The sequence below is a fragment of the Streptomyces sp. NPDC091272 genome (assembly GCF_044757485.1).
In the GTDB taxonomy this organism is placed as follows: domain Bacteria; phylum Actinomycetota; class Actinomycetes; order Streptomycetales; family Streptomycetaceae; genus Streptomyces.
This window is the reverse complement of the sequence record NZ_JBIVVC010000001.1, coordinates 584,097-600,132: the sequence shown is the minus strand read 5'-3', so window position 1 is coordinate 600,132 and position 16,036 is coordinate 584,097. Positions and strand designations below refer to the sequence as shown.

The 16,036-nt window shown below is 71.8% G+C and carries 14 protein-coding genes, 1 pseudogene and 1 riboswitch; of the genes and pseudogenes, 12 read left to right on the top strand and 3 right to left on the bottom strand.

Annotated features, from left to right (window positions below):
- The first annotated feature begins 215 nt into the window (after positions 1-215).
- Entirely contained in the window at positions 216-1,646 is a 1,431-nt protein-coding gene (locus ACIQM4_RS02340; protein ID WP_401584811.1) for a gluconate:H+ symporter, read from the top strand.
- A gap of 277 nt (positions 1,647-1,923) precedes the next feature.
- Positions 1,924-2,104: pseudogene (locus ACIQM4_RS02335) on the top strand (IS630 family transposase); the annotation flags it as partial.
- Positions 2,105-2,186: 82 nt separating this feature from the next.
- On the opposite strand, the gene ACIQM4_RS02330 reads toward ACIQM4_RS02335, so the two are convergent.
- The gene (locus ACIQM4_RS02330) at positions 2,187-2,651 is read right to left on the bottom strand and encodes a MarR family winged helix-turn-helix transcriptional regulator (protein WP_401584808.1); all 465 of its coding nucleotides are present in this window, start codon (positions 2,649-2,651) and stop codon (positions 2,187-2,189) included.
- Positions 2,652-2,791: 140 nt separating this feature from the next.
- Between ACIQM4_RS02330 and ACIQM4_RS02325 the strand changes: the two genes are divergently transcribed.
- The 9 genes from ACIQM4_RS02325 (at position 2,792) to ACIQM4_RS02285 (ending at position 11,033) form a co-directional block, all read left to right on the top strand.
- Positions 2,792-3,493, top strand: coding sequence for an SDR family NAD(P)-dependent oxidoreductase (locus ACIQM4_RS02325; protein ID WP_401584806.1), 702 nt, complete (start codon positions 2,792-2,794; stop codon positions 3,491-3,493).
- Positions 3,494-3,533: 40 nt separating this feature from the next.
- A complete protein-coding gene (locus tag ACIQM4_RS02320) occupies positions 3,534-4,517 on the top strand; it encodes an amidohydrolase family protein (RefSeq protein ID WP_401584804.1) in 984 nt (327 codons plus the stop codon).
- Between the two features lie 24 nt (positions 4,518-4,541).
- The gene (locus tag ACIQM4_RS02315) at positions 4,542-5,264 is read left to right on the top strand and encodes a hypothetical protein (RefSeq protein WP_401584802.1); all 723 of its coding nucleotides are present in this window, start codon (positions 4,542-4,544) and stop codon (positions 5,262-5,264) included.
- Between the two features lie 72 nt (positions 5,265-5,336).
- Positions 5,337-5,642, top strand: a complete 306-nt coding sequence (locus ACIQM4_RS02310) for a PucR family transcriptional regulator (RefSeq protein ID WP_401586049.1) — start codon at positions 5,337-5,339, stop codon at positions 5,640-5,642.
- A 230-nt stretch (positions 5,643-5,872) separates the two neighbouring features.
- Positions 5,873-6,199: a plasmid stabilization protein gene (locus ACIQM4_RS02305; protein ID WP_401584799.1), complete on the top strand. Its 327-nt coding sequence runs from the start codon at positions 5,873-5,875 to the stop codon at positions 6,197-6,199.
- Between the two features lie 416 nt (positions 6,200-6,615).
- Positions 6,616-8,226, top strand: coding sequence for a phytoene desaturase family protein (locus ACIQM4_RS02300; protein WP_401584796.1), 1,611 nt, complete (start codon positions 6,616-6,618; stop codon positions 8,224-8,226).
- A gap of 160 nt (positions 8,227-8,386) precedes the next feature.
- Entirely contained in the window at positions 8,387-9,175 is a 789-nt protein-coding gene (locus ACIQM4_RS02295) for a VOC family protein (RefSeq protein WP_401584793.1), read from the top strand.
- Between the two features lie 85 nt (positions 9,176-9,260).
- Positions 9,261-10,406 carry a glutamate--cysteine ligase gene (locus ACIQM4_RS02290; protein WP_401584790.1) on the top strand — a complete coding sequence of 382 codons (1,146 nt, stop codon included), beginning with the start codon at positions 9,261-9,263 and terminating at the stop codon, positions 10,404-10,406.
- A 129-nt stretch (positions 10,407-10,535) separates the two neighbouring features.
- Positions 10,536-11,033 carry a hemerythrin domain-containing protein gene (locus ACIQM4_RS02285; protein ID WP_401584788.1) on the top strand — a complete coding sequence of 166 codons (498 nt, stop codon included), beginning with the start codon at positions 10,536-10,538 and terminating at the stop codon, positions 11,031-11,033.
- A 68-nt stretch (positions 11,034-11,101) separates the two neighbouring features.
- Here ACIQM4_RS02285 and ACIQM4_RS02280 read toward each other — a convergent pair whose 3' ends face one another.
- A complete protein-coding gene (locus ACIQM4_RS02280; RefSeq protein ID WP_401584785.1) occupies positions 11,102-12,403 on the bottom strand; it encodes an ion channel protein in 1,302 nt (433 codons plus the stop codon).
- Positions 12,404-12,603: 200 nt separating this feature from the next.
- Positions 12,604-12,831: riboswitch (cobalamin riboswitch) on the top strand.
- A 157-nt stretch (positions 12,832-12,988) separates the two neighbouring features.
- Between ACIQM4_RS02280 and metE the strand changes: the two genes are divergently transcribed.
- A complete protein-coding gene (metE, locus tag ACIQM4_RS02275) occupies positions 12,989-15,307 on the top strand; it encodes a 5-methyltetrahydropteroyltriglutamate--homocysteine S-methyltransferase (protein ID WP_401584782.1) in 2,319 nt (772 codons plus the stop codon).
- Positions 15,308-15,351: 44 nt separating this feature from the next.
- Here metE and ACIQM4_RS02270 read toward each other — a convergent pair whose 3' ends face one another.
- Positions 15,352-15,936: a hypothetical protein gene (locus ACIQM4_RS02270; RefSeq protein ID WP_401584780.1), complete on the bottom strand. Its 585-nt coding sequence runs from the start codon at positions 15,934-15,936 to the stop codon at positions 15,352-15,354.
- Between the last annotated feature and the right edge of the window lie 100 nt (positions 15,937-16,036).

Below are 16,036 nucleotides of genomic sequence, written 5' to 3'. Positions count from 1 at the left end.
GACCCCGACGGCAGCACCCCCCGCGCCACCGAACCGGACCGCGACGGCAGCACCCCCCGCGCCACCGGGCCGGACCCGGACGGCAGCACCCCGCCCCCGTCGCTTTCGTCCTAGCGGCGCCCGCGCCGGCCTTCGGGCGGCGCATCCCCGACGCGCGGCCCCCCACGCGGACGCGCACCCTCCCCCCATAAACCACCTCCTGCAAGGGAAACACCGTGACTAGTCTCAGCGTCGAGACGCTGGCAGCGGACGCCGTGGAGCCGATCACCTCGGCAGGCCACGCCCAGCTCGGAATCGCCGTCCTCGCGGGCATCGCCGTCATCGTCCTGCTCATCACCAAGTTCAAGGTGCACGCGTTCCTCGCGCTGACCATCGGGTCGCTCGCGCTCGGGGCCTTCGCGGGTGCCCCGCTGGACAAGGTGATCACCAGTTTCACCGCGGGGCTCGGTTCGACCGTCGCCGGTGTCGGCGTCCTGATCGCACTCGGCGCGATCCTCGGCAAGCTACTCGCCGACTCCGGCGGCGCCGATCAGATCGTCGACACGATCCTCGCCAAGGCGGGCGGTCGGTCGATGCCCTGGGCGATGGTGCTGATCGCCAGCGTCATCGGGCTGCCGCTGTTCTTCGAGGTCGGCATCGTGCTGCTGATCCCGGTCGTGCTGATGGTCGCCAAGCGCGGCAACTACTCGCTGATGCGCATCGGAATCCCCGCCCTCGCCGGTCTCTCCGTGATGCACGGCCTCATCCCGCCGCACCCCGGCCCGCTCGTCGCCATCGACGCGGTCGGCGCCAACCTGGGTGTCACGCTCGCCCTCGGTGTGCTCGTCGCGATCCCGACCGTGATCATCGCCGGCCCGCTGTTCTCCAAGGTCGCGGCCCGCTGGGTGGACATCCCGGTGCCCGAGAAGATGGTGCCGCAGCGTCCGTCGGAGGCCGCGGCCGAGGCCACCGGCGAGCCCGGCAGCACGGCTCCCAAGCTGCCCAGCTTCGGGGCGACCCTCGCCACCGTGCTCCTGCCCGTCGTCCTGATGCTGGCGAAGGCCCTCGTCGACATCGTCGTGGACAACCCCGAGCACACGGTGCAGCGCGTCTTCGACGTCATCGGTTCGCCGCTGATCGCCCTGCTCGCGGCCGTCATCGTCGCCATGTTCACGCTGGGCCGCGCCGCGGGCTTCTCCAAGGGCAGGATCACCACGACCGTCGAGAAGTCGCTCGCCCCGATCGCGGGCGTCCTGCTGATCGTCGGCGCGGGCGGAGGTTTCAAGCAGACCCTCATCGACTCCGGTGTCGGTCAGATGGTCCTGCAGATCTCCGAGGACTGGTCCATCCCGGCCCTGCTGCTCGCGTGGCTGATCGCCGTCGTCATCCGCCTGGCCACCGGCTCCGCCACCGTCGCGACGGTCTCCGCCGCCGGCTTGGTGGCGCCGCTCGCCGCCGAGATGTCGACCTCGCACGCCGCCCTGCTCGTCCTCGCCATCGGCGCCGGCTCGCTCTTCTTCAGCCATGTCAACGACGCGGGCTTCTGGCTGGTCAAGGAGTACTTCGGCATGGACGTCGGCCAGACCATCAAGACCTGGTCGCTCATGGAGACCATCATCTCGGTCGTCGCCGGAGCGCTCGTCCTGCTGCTGTCGTTGGTGCTGTAGCCAAAGTCAACAGCGCTCGTGATCAATACACCTAGTGCGTTGACCGGGTGACTTCGCCGGGTTGATGGGGTGTGGGCCGGTGGGTTGTCGAGCTCCATCGGTTTCGGGTTCGCGGAGGCGTGGTGGCAGAGCCCGTCAGGGTCCGTCGGTAATCCGACCAGGAGGGCCAGAAACCGCAGCAGGTGGTGCGCCGCGGCACGATGAACACGGTGCGCTGCCGCCGCGCGATGATGCTGCTGGCCTCGGCGTGAGGCAGTCGGGACCCGGCTATCGCGCCCCCATCGAGGAGTACTTCGGACCTCTGCGGCAGTTCGCCGTGGCTAACTCCCACCACCCGAACCACACCGTCCAGACCCGCGCCCTGCACGCCTACCTGCGCTGGCGCAACACCCACGCCCGCCATCCACGACGTCCTCGCCGCCCAACGCTGCGAACGCGCTCGCATCCGCAGCGAGTAGGGCATCCGCCGGGGCGGACGCCCGCTCCTCGCTATGGCCCGCCACCCGGCGAGTCACCCGATCAGCCCAGTTGCCGTTCCGGCTACCGGTTTGCCGCGCCTCGCGCTCCGCTGAGGGACTGGGCGACGAGTCGGCTTTCGATGTGCTGGAGCGTCGAGATCACGGCAGCGATCTGGTGGGGATCGGTGACGGTGCCATCGAGCAGGCGGCTCCAGACAGCACGCAGTCGCCGCAGGTTCTCCTGTGCTTGCTCGGTGGGGTAAAGGCGCACCCGGCGGGCGTCGCGCGGGTCGACGTCGCGCCGTACCAGGCCCTTCTTCTCCAGACCGCGTACCGCCCTGCTGAAGTTGCTGGAGATCAGCCGGGTGGCCTCGGCCGCTTCGCCGGCCGTCGTGCCGGGATGGCGGTCGATGAAACGCATCACCGCGCCCTCCAGGGGCGTCCCGGACTCGGCCGCGACCTCCTTGGACGCCTCGATGTGCCGCCCCACCGCCAGGATCAGGTCAGCGAGCTCGAAGAGCTGCGAGGTCTCGTTCTCTTCCATCATCCCACCCTAACCTCCCTTCTCTGTCGAATGATAGCGGTCATTTGACAGGCAATTCTTCGGCTCGTAGTGTGAGTGGTGTCCGAATTGCCTAGTTTCAGGATCGGCACTCAAGACCGACCCTTCCAGAACGAGGAGCAACCATGACAGCGACCATCAGCAAGACCGCTCTGATCGTCGGCGCCTCCCGCGGACTGGGCTACGCGTTGACCGCCGAGCTCCTGAGCCGGGGCTGGCAGGTCATCGCGACCGAGCGCAAGGAGTCCGACCTGCACACCCTGGCCCGGACGGCGAACGGCCGCCTCGCGGTGGAGAACGTCGACATCACGGCGCCCGAGCAGGTTGCAGCGCTGCGCGAGCGCCTGGCCGGCACCACGCTCGACCTGCTGTTCGTCAACGCCGGCACGAACTACACCACCGACCCCTCGGCGACCTTCACCGATGTGTCCACCGACGACTTCACCCGCGTCATGGTCACCAACGCACTGAGCCCCATGCGCGCCGTCGAGACGCTGCAGAACCTGGTTCCCGCGAGCGGAACCATCGGCGTGATGTCCTCGGGGCAGGGCAGCGTCGCCGACAACACGAAGGGCGGCTTCGAGGTCTACCGGGCGAGCAAGTCCGCGCTGAACCAGCTGATGCGCAGCTTCGCCGCCCGGCACGCCGACGACCCCCGCACGCTCCTGCTCATGGCCCCGGGCTGGGTCAAGACCGACCTGGGCGGACCCAGCGCCCGCCTGACCATCGACGAGAGCATCCCCGGCGTCGTCGACACGATCGAGTCCCAGGCCGGCAAGGGCGGACTGCACTACCTCGACCGCGAGGGCCAGACCGTCCGCTGGTAGAACCCCCGCTCCACCCCCGACTGCCCCGGAGGCCGTCCACATGAAGATCATCGCTGTCGAAGAACACTGGAACAGCGCCCGCATCCGGGAAGCCCTGGAACGCCTGCCGTCCGAGTCCCGGGACGAAAGCGTCGCCTTCAACGCAAGGGGCGACAACCAGGCACGCCTTGAGGACATCGGCCCCGGCCGCATCGCAGCGATGGACGCCGCCGGGATCGACGTGGCCATCCTGTCGGTCGTCACCCCCGCCACCCAGCCCCTGCCGCCGGCCGAGGCCGTCGCACTGGCACGGGAGGCGAATGACGAAGCCGCCGACGCTGTCCGCGCCCATCCCGACCGCTTCCGCGCGTTCGCCACCCTGCCGACCAGCGACCCACAAGCCGCAGCCGCCGAACTCGAACGCTGTGCGACCGAGTCGGGGCACGTCGGGGCGATGATCCACGGACGCAGCGGCAGCCGCACACTCGACGATCCGGCCTACGAAGACCTGTTCGCCACCGCGGCCCGTCTGCACCAGCCCGTCTTCATCCACCCGCAGATCACCTCCAACGAGCTGCGCGATGCCGCCTACCGGGGCCTGGATCCGCAGGTCGAGCTCGGCCTGGCGAGCTTCGGCTGGGGCTGGCACATGGACACCGGCCTCTCAGCCCTGCGCCTCATCCTCAGCGGCACCTTCGACCGCCACCCCGAGCTGCAGCTCGTCCTCGGGCACTGGGGCGAGATGCTGCTGTTCTGGATGGACCGCGTCGACAGCCTCTCGAACGTCGCTACCCACCTCGAACGCCGAGTGGCCGACTACATCACCACCAACATCCACATCACCAGCAGCGGAATGCTCCAGGAACGGCTCCTGCGCCACAGCCTCGACTTCACCCACGCCGACAAGGTGCTGTTCTCCACGGACTACCCCTTCCACCGACCCGACGCAGCGGCCGTCCACAACTTCTTCGAGGCCATCCCCGACCCAGCAGCCCGCTGCCAGATCGCCTCAACCAACGCAGAAGCCCTGTTCTCCCTCGCCTGAGAAGCCGAACGGAAAACTCCACCAGTGACGGCCAGGGTGGTGCGGCTCGTGGCGCAGCTGGTGACCAGTGAGATGCCGACGAGCCCCCGTACGAGTCCGCGCCGGGTGCTCGAAGACCTCGGTCCGTCCCTGCTGGACCTCGCGCACGGCAGGGACGACCTCGTCCAGGACGTGGGCGGCGTCGTCATCCACGACCCCGGGGACGAGGTCGCGTACCCGTCCCACGCGATCGTGCTGGGGGTCGCCGTCCACGGGACCGGGGACATCGCCCGTCTGCTCACCGAGCTGGGCGGGCACGGGGCGGGCGCGGACGTGCGGAACAGGCTGCGCTCCGACCTCGTCAGCACCGTCCTGGAGGGCGGCGCCGGCGCCGCCGACGCCCTCGACCGGCTGGGGTTCGGCAACGGGCCCACGGTGGTGATGGCGCTCGGCCTCGCGGGTCGGAGCGACGATCACGCCCGGACCGCCGCCGAGCGGGAGCGGCTCACCAGCGCGCTGGGCATCCACCTCGACGCGGTGCGGCCCCGCTCCGCCCTCGCCCTGCTGGGCGACGTCGCCTACGCGATCGTCCCCGTGCCGGGGGCCCGGAGGCGGGCCGCGAGCAGGCGGCCCGGGTCGCGGGCAACTTCGTGGAGCGTACGGGTGGGAGGTCGCGGGCGGTCATCGGCATCGGTTCGGTGGCGAGGGAACCGACGGCACTTGTGCGTTCGCGCACGAGCGCCGACCGGGCCCTGCGGGTGCTGCTGAGCGGGAGAACCGGCAGACGGGTCGCCGCGATCGGCGACGTCCACCTCGACGCCCTGCTGCTGGAGTTGAGCGATCTGGTCACCCAGCACGGCGACGAACCGCCGAACCCCCGTCACCCGGCTCGCCGCGTACGACGCCAAGCACCGGTCCCAGCTGGTCGAGACCCTGAACGCCTGGCTCGACGCGTTCGGTGACGTTCCGGCCGCCGCCGCGAGCGGCCGCGTCCACCCGAACACCTTCCGGTACCGGATCCGGCGGGTGGCCGAGGTGGCCGGGGCCGACCTGCGGGACCCGTCCGTACGCTTCGCGCTGATGCTGCAACTACGGCTGGCCGCACACTCCCCACCGCGGCCCGGAGGACCCGACGAGGAGGGCTGAAGGCTGCCACCGGGGCCTCGTCCCGGTCGTCGTGGGTGCTCTCGCGGGGGTACGGGCGAGGCGGCCGGGACGGACTCATCCGTTCGGTCGCCGCCTGCTCGCACATCGGAGAACGCCCGCATCAGATGGAGTTGCGTACCCGGGTGAGAAATCGGCCAACGGGTACGCGGTCAGTCGTCGAGACGCGGGCCCGGCCGAGCGGCCCCCGTCAGGTCCGGGAGGAGTTCAGCATGCCGCAGGGTTCCAACGCCAAGCGCGAGCGCCAGTACGAGCACATCAAGGAGGGCGCCGAGAAGCGCGGCACCTCCACCGGGCGCGCGAAGGAGATCGCGGCGCGCACGGTGAACAAGGAGCGTGCCCGCTCCGGGGAGTCGAAGACCGCCAGCAAGACCTCCACACGTGACAGGAAGTCCGCACCGGAGCGCGGTGGCGAGCGTTCGCACAGCGGCTCCCAGGGGCGGACGAAGGACCAGCTGTACGCGGAGGCGAAGAAGCGCGGCATCGAGGGCCGCTCGTCGATGAACAAGCAGGAACTGGAGAAGGCGCTCAGCCGCTGACCGCGCGACGGGGCTGACCGCGCGACGGGAGCGGACGGGAGAGCGGACCACACTCCGCGCAGCCGCTGACCGCCCCGCGCCACGAAAGCGCGCCACTCCACGCCACGAGAGCGCACCGCCCCGCGCCACGGGAGCGCACCGCACCCCGCGACGGGACCGCACCGCACCCCGCCCGGGGCAGCATGGGAATAAATGTGAACAGGGGGTGTGAAACGGGCGTAGGCGGTCACTCGCCAATTGCGGGACGATCAGAGTCAAGCAAGCGGTCAATCGGCCGGCCGATTCGCCTGGAGGAACCGTGGCAGTACGGCACCAGCCCGTCAGCAGCCCACCGCGCGCGCCCCAAGAAGCGGTGTCCGGCGCCGCACCGCACGTGCCGCGGGACTCGGTGTCCGGCACGAGCGGGGAGGTGGCGGATGTCTGACGCGGTGGTGATCGGCAGCGGGCCCAACGGCCTCGTCGCGGCGAACCTGCTGGCCGACGCCGGCTGGCAGGTCACCGTCCTGGAGGCGCAGGACGAGCCGGGCGGCGCGGTGCGCAGCGACCGCGGCGTGCACCCGGACTTCGTCAGTGACGTGTTCAGCGCGTTCTATCCGCTGGCCGCCGCGTCCCCGGTGATCGGTGGCCTCGGTCTCGACCGGTACGGCCTGCGCTGGAGCCATGCCCCGCAGGTCCTCGCGCATCCGCTGCCCGACGGGCGCTGTGCGGTGCTCGACCGCGACCGTCAGGCGACGGCCAGGAGCCTGGAGGGGTTCGGCGCCGGTGACGGGCAGGCGTGGCTGGAGCTGTGCGAGGGCTGGGACCGGGTCGGCGGGCCGGTGCTGGACGCGTTGTTCACACCGTTCCCGCCGGTGCGCTCCGGGGCCGTCCTCGCCGCTCGGGTACGGGCCGCGGGCGGGCTGCGCTTCGCACGGGAGATGCTGCTGCCGGTGCGGCGGCTGGGCGAGGAGAAGTTCACGGGTGAGGGCGGCAGGGTGCTGCTCGCCGGTAACGCGCTGCACGCGGACCTGGCCCCCGAGGCGGCGGGCAGCGGCGGTTTCGGCTGGCTGATGTCCATGCTCGGCCAGAGCCACGGCTTTCCGGTGCCGGTCGGGGGTGCGGGAGCGCTCACCGACGCCCTGGTGGCACGGCTGCGCGAGCGCGGCGGCAGCGTGCACTGCGGGCGGCAGGTCACCGAGGTGGTGGTACGGAACGGCAAGGCGCTGGGCGTACGTACCGCCGACGGGGAAGCCGTACGCGCCCGGCACGCCGTGCTGGCCGACGTGAGCGCCTCACAGCTCTACGGCGAGCTGATCGGCGCCGACCATCTGCCCTCGCGCGTCCATGACGACCTGCGGCGCTTCGCGTGGGACTTCGCGACGTTCAAGGTCGACTGGGCGCTGGAGGGGCCGGTGCCCTGGACCGCGCCCGAGGCGGCCGGGGCCGGGACCGTGCACCTGGCCGACGGCGTCGACGCCCTCACCCGGTTCGCCGCGCAGCTGTCCACCGGGCAGGTCCCCGACCACCCGTTCCTGCTCTTCGGCCAGATGACCACCGCCGACCCGTCCCGCTCCCCCGCCGGCACGGAGTCGGCCTGGGCCTACACGCACGTACCGCAGGAGGTACGTGGCGACGCCGGGGGCGACCGGATCACCGGTCGCTGGGACAAGGGCGAGCAGGAGGCCATGGCCGACCGGATGGAGGAACAGGTCGAGCGGTACGCGCCTGGCTTCCGCGACCGGATCCGCGCGCGGCGTCTGCTGGCGCCCCCCACGCTGCAGGCGGCCGATGCCAATCTGCACCGCGGCGCCATCAACGGCGGCACCGCCTCCCTGCACCAGCAGCTCGTGTTCCGCCCCGTTCCGGGCACCGCACGCCCCGAGACTCCGGTCCGCGGTCTCTTCCTGGCCTCCGCGTCCGCCCATCCGGGCGGCGGTGTGCACGGCGCGCCGGGCTCCAACGCGGCTCGCGCCGCCCTGCGCGCCCGTGGGCCGGTGAACCGGGCCGCCGTGGCCGCGCAGCGCGTACTGACCGGGCGCCGGGGGTGATGTGCCGGTGGCAGCCGGCCCCCCGTGGGCTGGTGGCCGCGCGCCGGGCGCGCGGGCCTGAGCAGGAAGAAGTGCGAGAGCACGAGCATGATGGAGCAAGACGCCGAGGACGCCGACAGCCTGGCGCCCTACGGCCCCCGTCGATGAGAACGGCAGAGAGATGAATGGCCGCCAGACAGCCGCACACGCAGACCTGACCAGCAGCTCGGTGTTCGGGGCGCCTTGCTGGGTCAGTCTCACCACCCGGGACCTCGAAGCCACGGAGGCGTTCTACCGCGCCGTGCTGGGCTGGGAGTGGCGCACCGGAAAGCTGGGCGAGCGGTACAGCTTCGCGAGTGTCGGCGGCGTGCCGGTGGCCGGCGTGTCCGCCGCGCGGGCCGTGGCGCACGCCCCCGTCGCCTGGACGCCGTTCTTCGCGGCGGACAGCGCGGACGAGACGGTGTCCCTGTGCCGGGAGCGGGGCGGGACCGCGGCGGTGGGACCGCTCTCCTTCCCGCCGGGACGGGCGGCGCTCCTGGCCGACCGCGACGGCGCGGTCTTCGGGGTGTGGGAGGGAGAGCTGATCTCGGACTGGGAGCGGTGGCGGCGCGCGGCTCCCGCCTTCGTCGAGCTGCACACCCGGGACGCCTTCGACGCGGCCATCTTCTACGCGGAGGTCCTCGGGTGGGGTTCGGAGGTGCCCGGCAGCAGTGAGGTCGCCTACGAGGACGAGCGGGTGGTGCTCCGCAGCCAGGGCGACGTCGTGGCCCGGATCCACTCCGGCGCGGTGGAGTCCGCACCGGACCCCGCGCTCCGGCCGCACTGGCAGATCCACTTCTCCGTCACCGACGTCGAAGCCTGTGTGAGCGCCGCGCTGGCGCACGGCGGAGACGTGCACCAGCGCGGGCAGAACCCCGAACAGGCGGTCCTGAGCGACCCGGGCGGGGCGCGCTTCTCCGTGGGCACCTGAACCGCACGGAGGCTCCCCCTCCCGCTCCACCTGCCCCCGACCGTCCCGGCGTCAGGCTCCACAGCTTCTGCGAAGGAGGCCTCCGTTGTCCGCACCCGCTGATCCTCGTGAGCCGGGCCTGCCAGGCTCCGGGGCTGCCGCCCCCACCATGGGCGTGGAGGAGGAGTTCCTGCTGGCGGACCGGCGCACCCGGCGCACGGTGCCCAAGGCCTCCGCGGTCATGGACGCGACGCGCGAGGTGGTGGGGGCCGCCCATGTGGAGCTGGAGTTCTCTCCCGTACAGCTGGAGACGGTGAGTGCGGTCTGCGCCGACGCGCAGGCGCTGGAGAAGGAGATCACCCGGCTGCGGGGCGCCGCCGCGGCGCAGGCCCAGTTGCGGGACTGCTTCCTCGTCGCGGCCGGCGCCCCGGTCCTCGGTGACCCCGGCCCGCCCCCCGTCCAGGACAGGCCCCGCTACGGACAGATCCACCAGCACTTCGGCCCCCTGGGACGGGACCAGTGCGTGGGCGCGTGCCACGTCCACATCGGGGTCGACGACCCGGAGGAAGCGGTACGGGTGGTCAATCACCTACGGGTGTGGGCGCCGCTGCTGCTGGCCCTGTCCGCCAACTCACCGTTCTGGAACGGCTCTGACACCGGCTATGCGAGCTGGCGCACCCTGTTGTGGGACAGATGGCCCTCGTCGGGTCCGCCGCCCGTCCTCGAATCGGCGGAGCACTACGAGAGCATCGTCTCCGCGGTGGTCAGGAGCGGGGCGGCGATGGATCCGGCGATGATCTACTGGCAGATACGTCCGTCCCGCCATGTCCCCACGGTGGAGGTGCGGGTCGCCGACGTCATGCCGGAGGTGGCGGACACCGTCGCGTACGCCTTGCTGGTGCGGGCACTGGTGAGCGTGTCGCTCGACCGGGTCCGCGAAGGACGGCCGGCGCCCGGCGTGCCGGAGACCGTCCTGCGGGCCGCGAGCTGGTGCGCGGCCCGGCACGGCATGACGGGCTCCCTCCTGGACACCTGCCGGCCCGAGGCGCTTCCCGTACCCGCCTGGCAGCTCGCGGATTCCCTGATGGCACTGGTGGAACCGCGTCTGACGGCGTGGGGCGACCTGCGTACCGTGTCGGCCTGGCTGCTCGACCTGCGGGAGCGGGGCACCGGCGCCACCCGCCAGCGCACGGTCGCCGCACGGCACGGACGGCTGGAGGCGGTGGTGGACGCGCTGCGGGTGGGCCCGTAGCGCGCGGGCCTTGGGCGAACGTTTCTCACGGGGGCACACGCGTTCGGCGCAACGGGTGGCAGCAAAAGCCGCTGCTCGGGGTAGGCGGGGAGGAAGACGTAGCAGCCGACCCGTATGTGGAGGACGACCATGGCAGAGAAGTCGCAGGACGTGGTGGAGCTGATCCTGGACGACCACCGGCGGATGGAGGAGCTGTTCCGCCGGATGCGGAGCGTCGAGGACGACCGCGCCGGCGCGCTGCGGGAGTTCTCCGCCCTGCTCATCGCCCACGGTGAGGCGGAGGAGGAAGAGGTCTACCCCGCGCTCAAGCGGTACAAGGACATCGACAACGAAGAGGTCGACCACGGTTCCGAGGAGCACGCCGAGGGCAACGAGGCCCTGCTCGCCCTGCTGGAGGTCGACGAGGTCGGCTCGGACGACTGGGACTCCAAGCTGGAGGAGCTCGTCGAGGCCGTGGCGCACCACACCGACGAGGAGGAACGCACCATCCTCAACGGCGCCCGCGAGAACGTGTCGGGCACCCGTCGCGGCGAACTCGCCGTGGCTTTCTGGGGCGCACGCGAGAAGCACCTCAAGGCCGACTGCGGCACGGTCGAGAATGTGCGCAAGGTCGTCAAGAACTCCTGAGGCGGGAGGAGGCCGGGTGACGTGCCGCCGCTCCCCTGCCGAGGTCGACGCCCGGGCGCGTCGCCCTCTCACCGCAACGGCGTGCCGTCCTCGGTCAGTTGCATCTGGGGGCGGCCCGTCACCAGGAGCCAGGCGGGCAGGGACGCGATGCACATGAGCGCGATGATCGCGGGCGACGACACGAGCACGGCGGCGGTGAAGAGGCTGATCCACCCCTGCCGGGTGATCGCGAGCAGCATGCCGAGCACACCCGCCGCGATGCCGACCGAGGGGTGCACGCCCGGCACGAGCGCGTGCACGCAGAGACCGAACGCGGCGCCGACGAACACGGCCGGAAAGATCCGTCCGCCCCGGAACCCACAGGCCGCCGCGACCAGCAGCGCCACCAGCTTCACCACCGCGAGCCCGGCGAACTGTCCGGCCGACCGGCCGTCCGGGTCCGCAGCAAGCTCGCCGACCTCGTGCAGCCCCTTGAACAGGGTGAGCTGCCCGCCCAGTGCGCCGAGCAGGCCGAGTACGAGCCCGCCGAGCGGCAGCATCAGCATCGGGTGCCGCAGGCTCCCGAAGGCGCGGTGCACGTAGGGGAAGAGGAGGACGGCGACCATGCCGAGCACCGCGGCGGCGCAGGCGACCACGATCGCGGCCAGCAGGTCGCCCCAATCCGGCCGGCCGAAGGGCGGGAGGCCCAGGTCGAAGGAGGGCGAGGCGAGCAGGGTCGTCGTCAGCGACCCTGCCGCCGCGGCGAGCAACGGGCCGAAGAGGTTGTCCCACAGGGAACCCTTCACCGGCATGGGCCGCCCCGCCAGCGCCTCGGAGACCACGAGCGCGGCGGCGACCGGGGTACCGAAGAGGGCGCCGAGTGTCGCCGCGGTGGCGAGCGACATCCACAGCTGACCCGGAGCTCCCGGCAGCGCCTTGGTGCCGAGCCAGAAGGCGAGCGCCACGTTGGCGGCGATGATCGGGTTCTCCGGGCCGAGGCTCGGACCTCCGGCGAGCATCAGGGCGTTGGCGACCAGCAGCCCCGGCACCACGTAGGGCCGCAGCGGTTCCTCCTCGCCGAGACCGAGCGTGGCCGGGTCGGGGCCCGCTCCTCCGGGCGCTTTCCACACGACGAGCCCGACCAGCACACCGGTGGAGGTGAGCATCACGATCATCCACAGCGCCGAGTACCCGCCGATGCCGAGCGCGTCGGGCAGATCCGTCCAGAGGACCTCCTGAAGTTCCTCGGCGAGCGCGCTGACCGCGAGGAAGAGCAGGCTGCAACCGACGCCCACCACGAGCGCGGGCACCACGAGGGGCAGCAGGGTGCGGGCGGAGACTGCGGGCGGGACCGGGGGCGGGGGCGGCGTGACATCGGCTGAGGTGCTCACCGCGTCACCCTATTTGCAGGCATTTCAACTGGATTGTTCTTTGTGGGTGTTTCACAGGGCTTTCCTCCGCCGGGGCCGCCGGGGCAGGTACCCCCCGCGCCCGTACCGTCACGCGATCCCCCCCGTACCGTCACGCGATCCGTGTCCGATGTCACGGTCCGCCGTGTGGACCGCGGTGACCGTCGGGGCCGCGGGCGCCTAGGGTGTCGGGTGCAACTGGTTCGCCCTGCCCGCCAGGCAGGCGCGTCGCAAGAGGGAACCCGGTGGGAATCCGGGACTGCCCCGCAGCGGTGAGTGGGAACGACCGCCGTCATACGCACTGGGTCCGGCCAAGGACCTGGGAAGCGACGGCCAGTAGGAACCTGCCGGAGCAACACCGGCAGAAGTGCCCGCGAGTCCGAAGACCTGCCCGTTGCCCGTACGCGACCCCTCGCGTACGGACATCCCGGTGACCTCGTGGGCGGGTCGGCGTACACATCAGGCGAAGGACCGCGCCCGTCGCGCGCCTTTGCCCGGTTCCGTCACCCTTCGCGTCCGTGATCCGTCTCCGGGATTCTCAGGAGTCATCTCGCGAAGGAGATTTCCGTGACAGCGAAGTCCGCAGCAGCGGCAGCACGGTCCACCGTGTACGGCTACCCCCGCCAGGGCGGCAACCGGGAGCTGAAGAAGGCCGTCGAGGGCTACTGGAAGGGCAAGGTCACCGCCGACGCCCTCCGGGAGAGCGCACGGGAGCTGCGCCGCACCAACTGGCGGCAGCTGGCCGAGGCCGGCCTCCACGAGGTGCCCACCGGTGACTTCTCGTACTACGACCACGTCCTGGACACCAGTGTCATGGTCGGCGCCGTCCCCGCCCGCCACCGTGCGGCCGTCGAAGCCGACGTGCTGGACGGGTACTTCGCCATGGCCCGCGGCAACCAGGACGTGGCACCCCTGGAGATGACCAAGTGGTTCGACACCAACTACCACTACCTGGTGCCCGAGTTGGGGCCCGGCACGGTCTTCACTGCGGACTCCACCAAGCAGGTCGCCGAGTTCCAGGAGGCTCTCGCGCTCGGTCACGACGCGCGGCCCGTACTCGTCGGCCCCGTCACCTATCTGCTGCTGGCCAAGCCCGCTCCCGGCGTGGCCGCCGACTTCGAACCGCTGACCCTGCTCGACCGGCTGCTCCCGGTGTACGCCGAGGTGCTCGCCGACCTGCGGGCGGCCGGGGCGCAGTGGGTGCAGCTGGACGAGCCGGCGCTGGTCCAGGACCGCGCCCCCGCCGAGCTGAGCGCGGCCGAGCGCGCCTACCGCGACCTGGGCGCTCTCACCGACCGGCCGCTGCTGCTCGTCGCCTCGTACTTCGACCGGCTCGGCGACGCCCTGCCGGTACTCGCCAAGGCCCCGGTCGAGGGTCTCGCACTGGACTTCACCGGTCCCGCGGCGGCCAACCTGGAGGCGCTGGCCGCCGTCGGCGGGCTGCCTGGCAAGCGTCTCGTCGCAGGTGTCGTCGACGGCCGCAACATCTGGATCAACGACTTCGAGAAGTCGCTGGCCACCCTCGGTACCCTGCTCGGCCTCGCCGGGCGGGTCGACGTGGCCGCCTCCTGCTCGTTGCTGCACGTCCCGCTGGACGCCGCCGCCGAGCGCGACGTCGACCCGCAGATCCTGCGCTGGCTGGCCTTCGCCCGGCAGAAGAGCGCCGAGATCGTCACCCTGACCAAGGGGCTGGCCCAGGGCACCGCGGCAATCACCGCGGAACTCGCGGTCAACCGGGCCGACCTGGCCTCCCGCGCCCACTCCCCCATCACCCGCGACCCGGCGGTACGGTCCCGGGTTGCCGCCGTCACCGGCGCGGACGGCCGGCGTTCGGCGCCGTACGAGGAGCGGGCCGCGGCCCAGCGCGCCGCGCTCGGCCTGCCGCTGCTCCCGACGACCACGATCGGCTCGTTCCCGCAGACCACCGAGTTGCGGGCGGCCCGCGCCGACCTCAGGACCGGGCGCATCGACACGGCGGGCTACGAGGAGCGCATCGAGGCGGAGATCCGGGACGTCCTGGCCTTCCAGGAGAAGGCCGGCATCGACGTCCTCGTGCACGGCGAACCCGAGCGCAACGACATGGTGCAGTACTTCGCCGAGCAGCTGACGGGATATCTGGCCACCCAGCACGGCTGGGTCCAGTCGTACGGCACCCGCTACGTGCGCCCGCCGGTACTCGCCGGTGACATCTCCCGTCCGGAGCCGATGACGGTGCGCTGGACGAGTTACGCGAACTCCCTCACCGACCGCCCGGTCAAGGGGATGCTGACCGGTCCCGTGACGATGCTCGCCTGGTCGTTCGTACGGGACGACCAGCCGCTCGGCGACACCGCACGCCAGGTCGCCCTGGCCCTGCGGGACGAGGTCGGGGACCTGGAGGCCGCCGGCACCTCGGTCATCCAGGTCGACGAGCCGGCGCTCCGCGAGACCCTGCCGCTTCGTGCCGCCGACCACACCGCGTACCTGGCCTGGGCGACGGAGTCCTTCCGGCTGAGCACCGGCGGGGTACGCGCAGAGACCCAGATCCACACCCACATGTGCTACGCGGAGTTCGGTGACATCGTCCAGGCCATCGACGACCTCGACGCGGACGTCATCAGCCTGGAGGCGGCGCGCTCGCACATGCAGGTCGCCAGGGAGCTGGCCGCGCACGGCTACCCGCGCGAGGCGGGTCCCGGTGTCTACGACATCCACTCGCCGCGCGTCCCCTCCGCGCAGGAGGCGGCGGACCTCCTGCGCAAGGGCCTTGAGGCCATTCCGGCGGAGCGGCTGTGGGTCAACCCGGACTGCGGTCTGAAGACCCGCGGCTGGCCCGAGACCCGGGCCTCGCTGGAGAACCTGGTGACCGCGGCCCGCACCGTGCGCTCGGAACTCTCCGGGTCCTGATCCGCGGAGCGGGCCCCTGGCGGGCCGGGTCCTTCCCGGTCCGCTCAGGGACTCGCGGTGGAGACCGCGTACACCCAGGGGCGCTCGGGGACGGTGCGGTCGACCGTGATGTCCAGGGTGGGCAGCGGGGCCTTCTGCCGGTAGGTCAGGCCCGACCACTTGCGGCCGGGGGTGAAGACCCAGCCGACGGTGGTCCGGTCGTGCTCGCGGATGCTGACCGTGCCCTCCTTGAGGGCGCCGGCCGAGGTGCCCACGTCCTTGAGGAAGGTGTCGAGGTCCGCGGGGGTGGTGGCGAACCGGACGTGCATCCGGCTGGTCTTCCAGTTGTTGGTCTCGTAGTACGCGAGGTTCTGGGCCATCAGCGGGATCGGCAGGTGGTAGATCCGTCGCTGCACCTGGGAGGGCCAGCCGACGGTGAGGCCCCCCGCCGCGGCCTCGCGCTCCTTGTTGCGGCCGCTGTCGCGGCTCTGTTCGGCGGAGACGAGCAGATAGCCGGCCGGGATGCCGATGAGCAGCACGATGATGACCGCGGTGACCGTACGCCGCACGATCACCCGGCGGCGGCTCTCCGGCGGCCGGTTCCCGCGGCCGTCGGGGGGCGGGCTCTGGTGCGGGATCGTGGAGGTCATCGGGTGGTTCCCTGTGCGCCGTGGGCGCTGTCGGTGCCGGGTGCGCGAGGGGCTGCGCGGGTGGCGGGGCCCTGCTCGGGGGCGGGCCCGGCGGGCATGG

What these genes read in the sequence shown, in the direction of transcription:
- ACIQM4_RS02305 (WP_401584799.1), top strand. Translation starts at nt 5,873, where the DNA reads ATGCCGCAGGGTTCCAACGCCAAGCGCGAGCGCCAGTACGAGCACATC.
- ACIQM4_RS02295 (WP_401584793.1), top strand. Translation starts at nt 8,387, where the DNA reads ATGAATGGCCGCCAGACAGCCGCACACGCAGACCTGACCAGCAGCTCG.
- ACIQM4_RS02270 (WP_401584780.1), bottom strand. Translation starts at nt 15,936, where the DNA reads ATGACCTCCACGATCCCGCACCAGAGCCCGCCCCCCGACGGCCGCGGG.
- ACIQM4_RS02320 (WP_401584804.1), top strand. Translation starts at nt 3,534, where the DNA reads ATGAAGATCATCGCTGTCGAAGAACACTGGAACAGCGCCCGCATCCGG.
- ACIQM4_RS02330 (WP_401584808.1), bottom strand. Translation starts at nt 2,651, where the DNA reads ATGATGGAAGAGAACGAGACCTCGCAGCTCTTCGAGCTCGCTGACCTG.
- ACIQM4_RS02300 (WP_401584796.1), top strand. Translation starts at nt 6,616, where the DNA reads ATGTCTGACGCGGTGGTGATCGGCAGCGGGCCCAACGGCCTCGTCGCG.
- ACIQM4_RS02285 (WP_401584788.1), top strand. Translation starts at nt 10,536, where the DNA reads ATGGCAGAGAAGTCGCAGGACGTGGTGGAGCTGATCCTGGACGACCAC.
- ACIQM4_RS02325 (WP_401584806.1), top strand. Translation starts at nt 2,792, where the DNA reads ATGACAGCGACCATCAGCAAGACCGCTCTGATCGTCGGCGCCTCCCGC.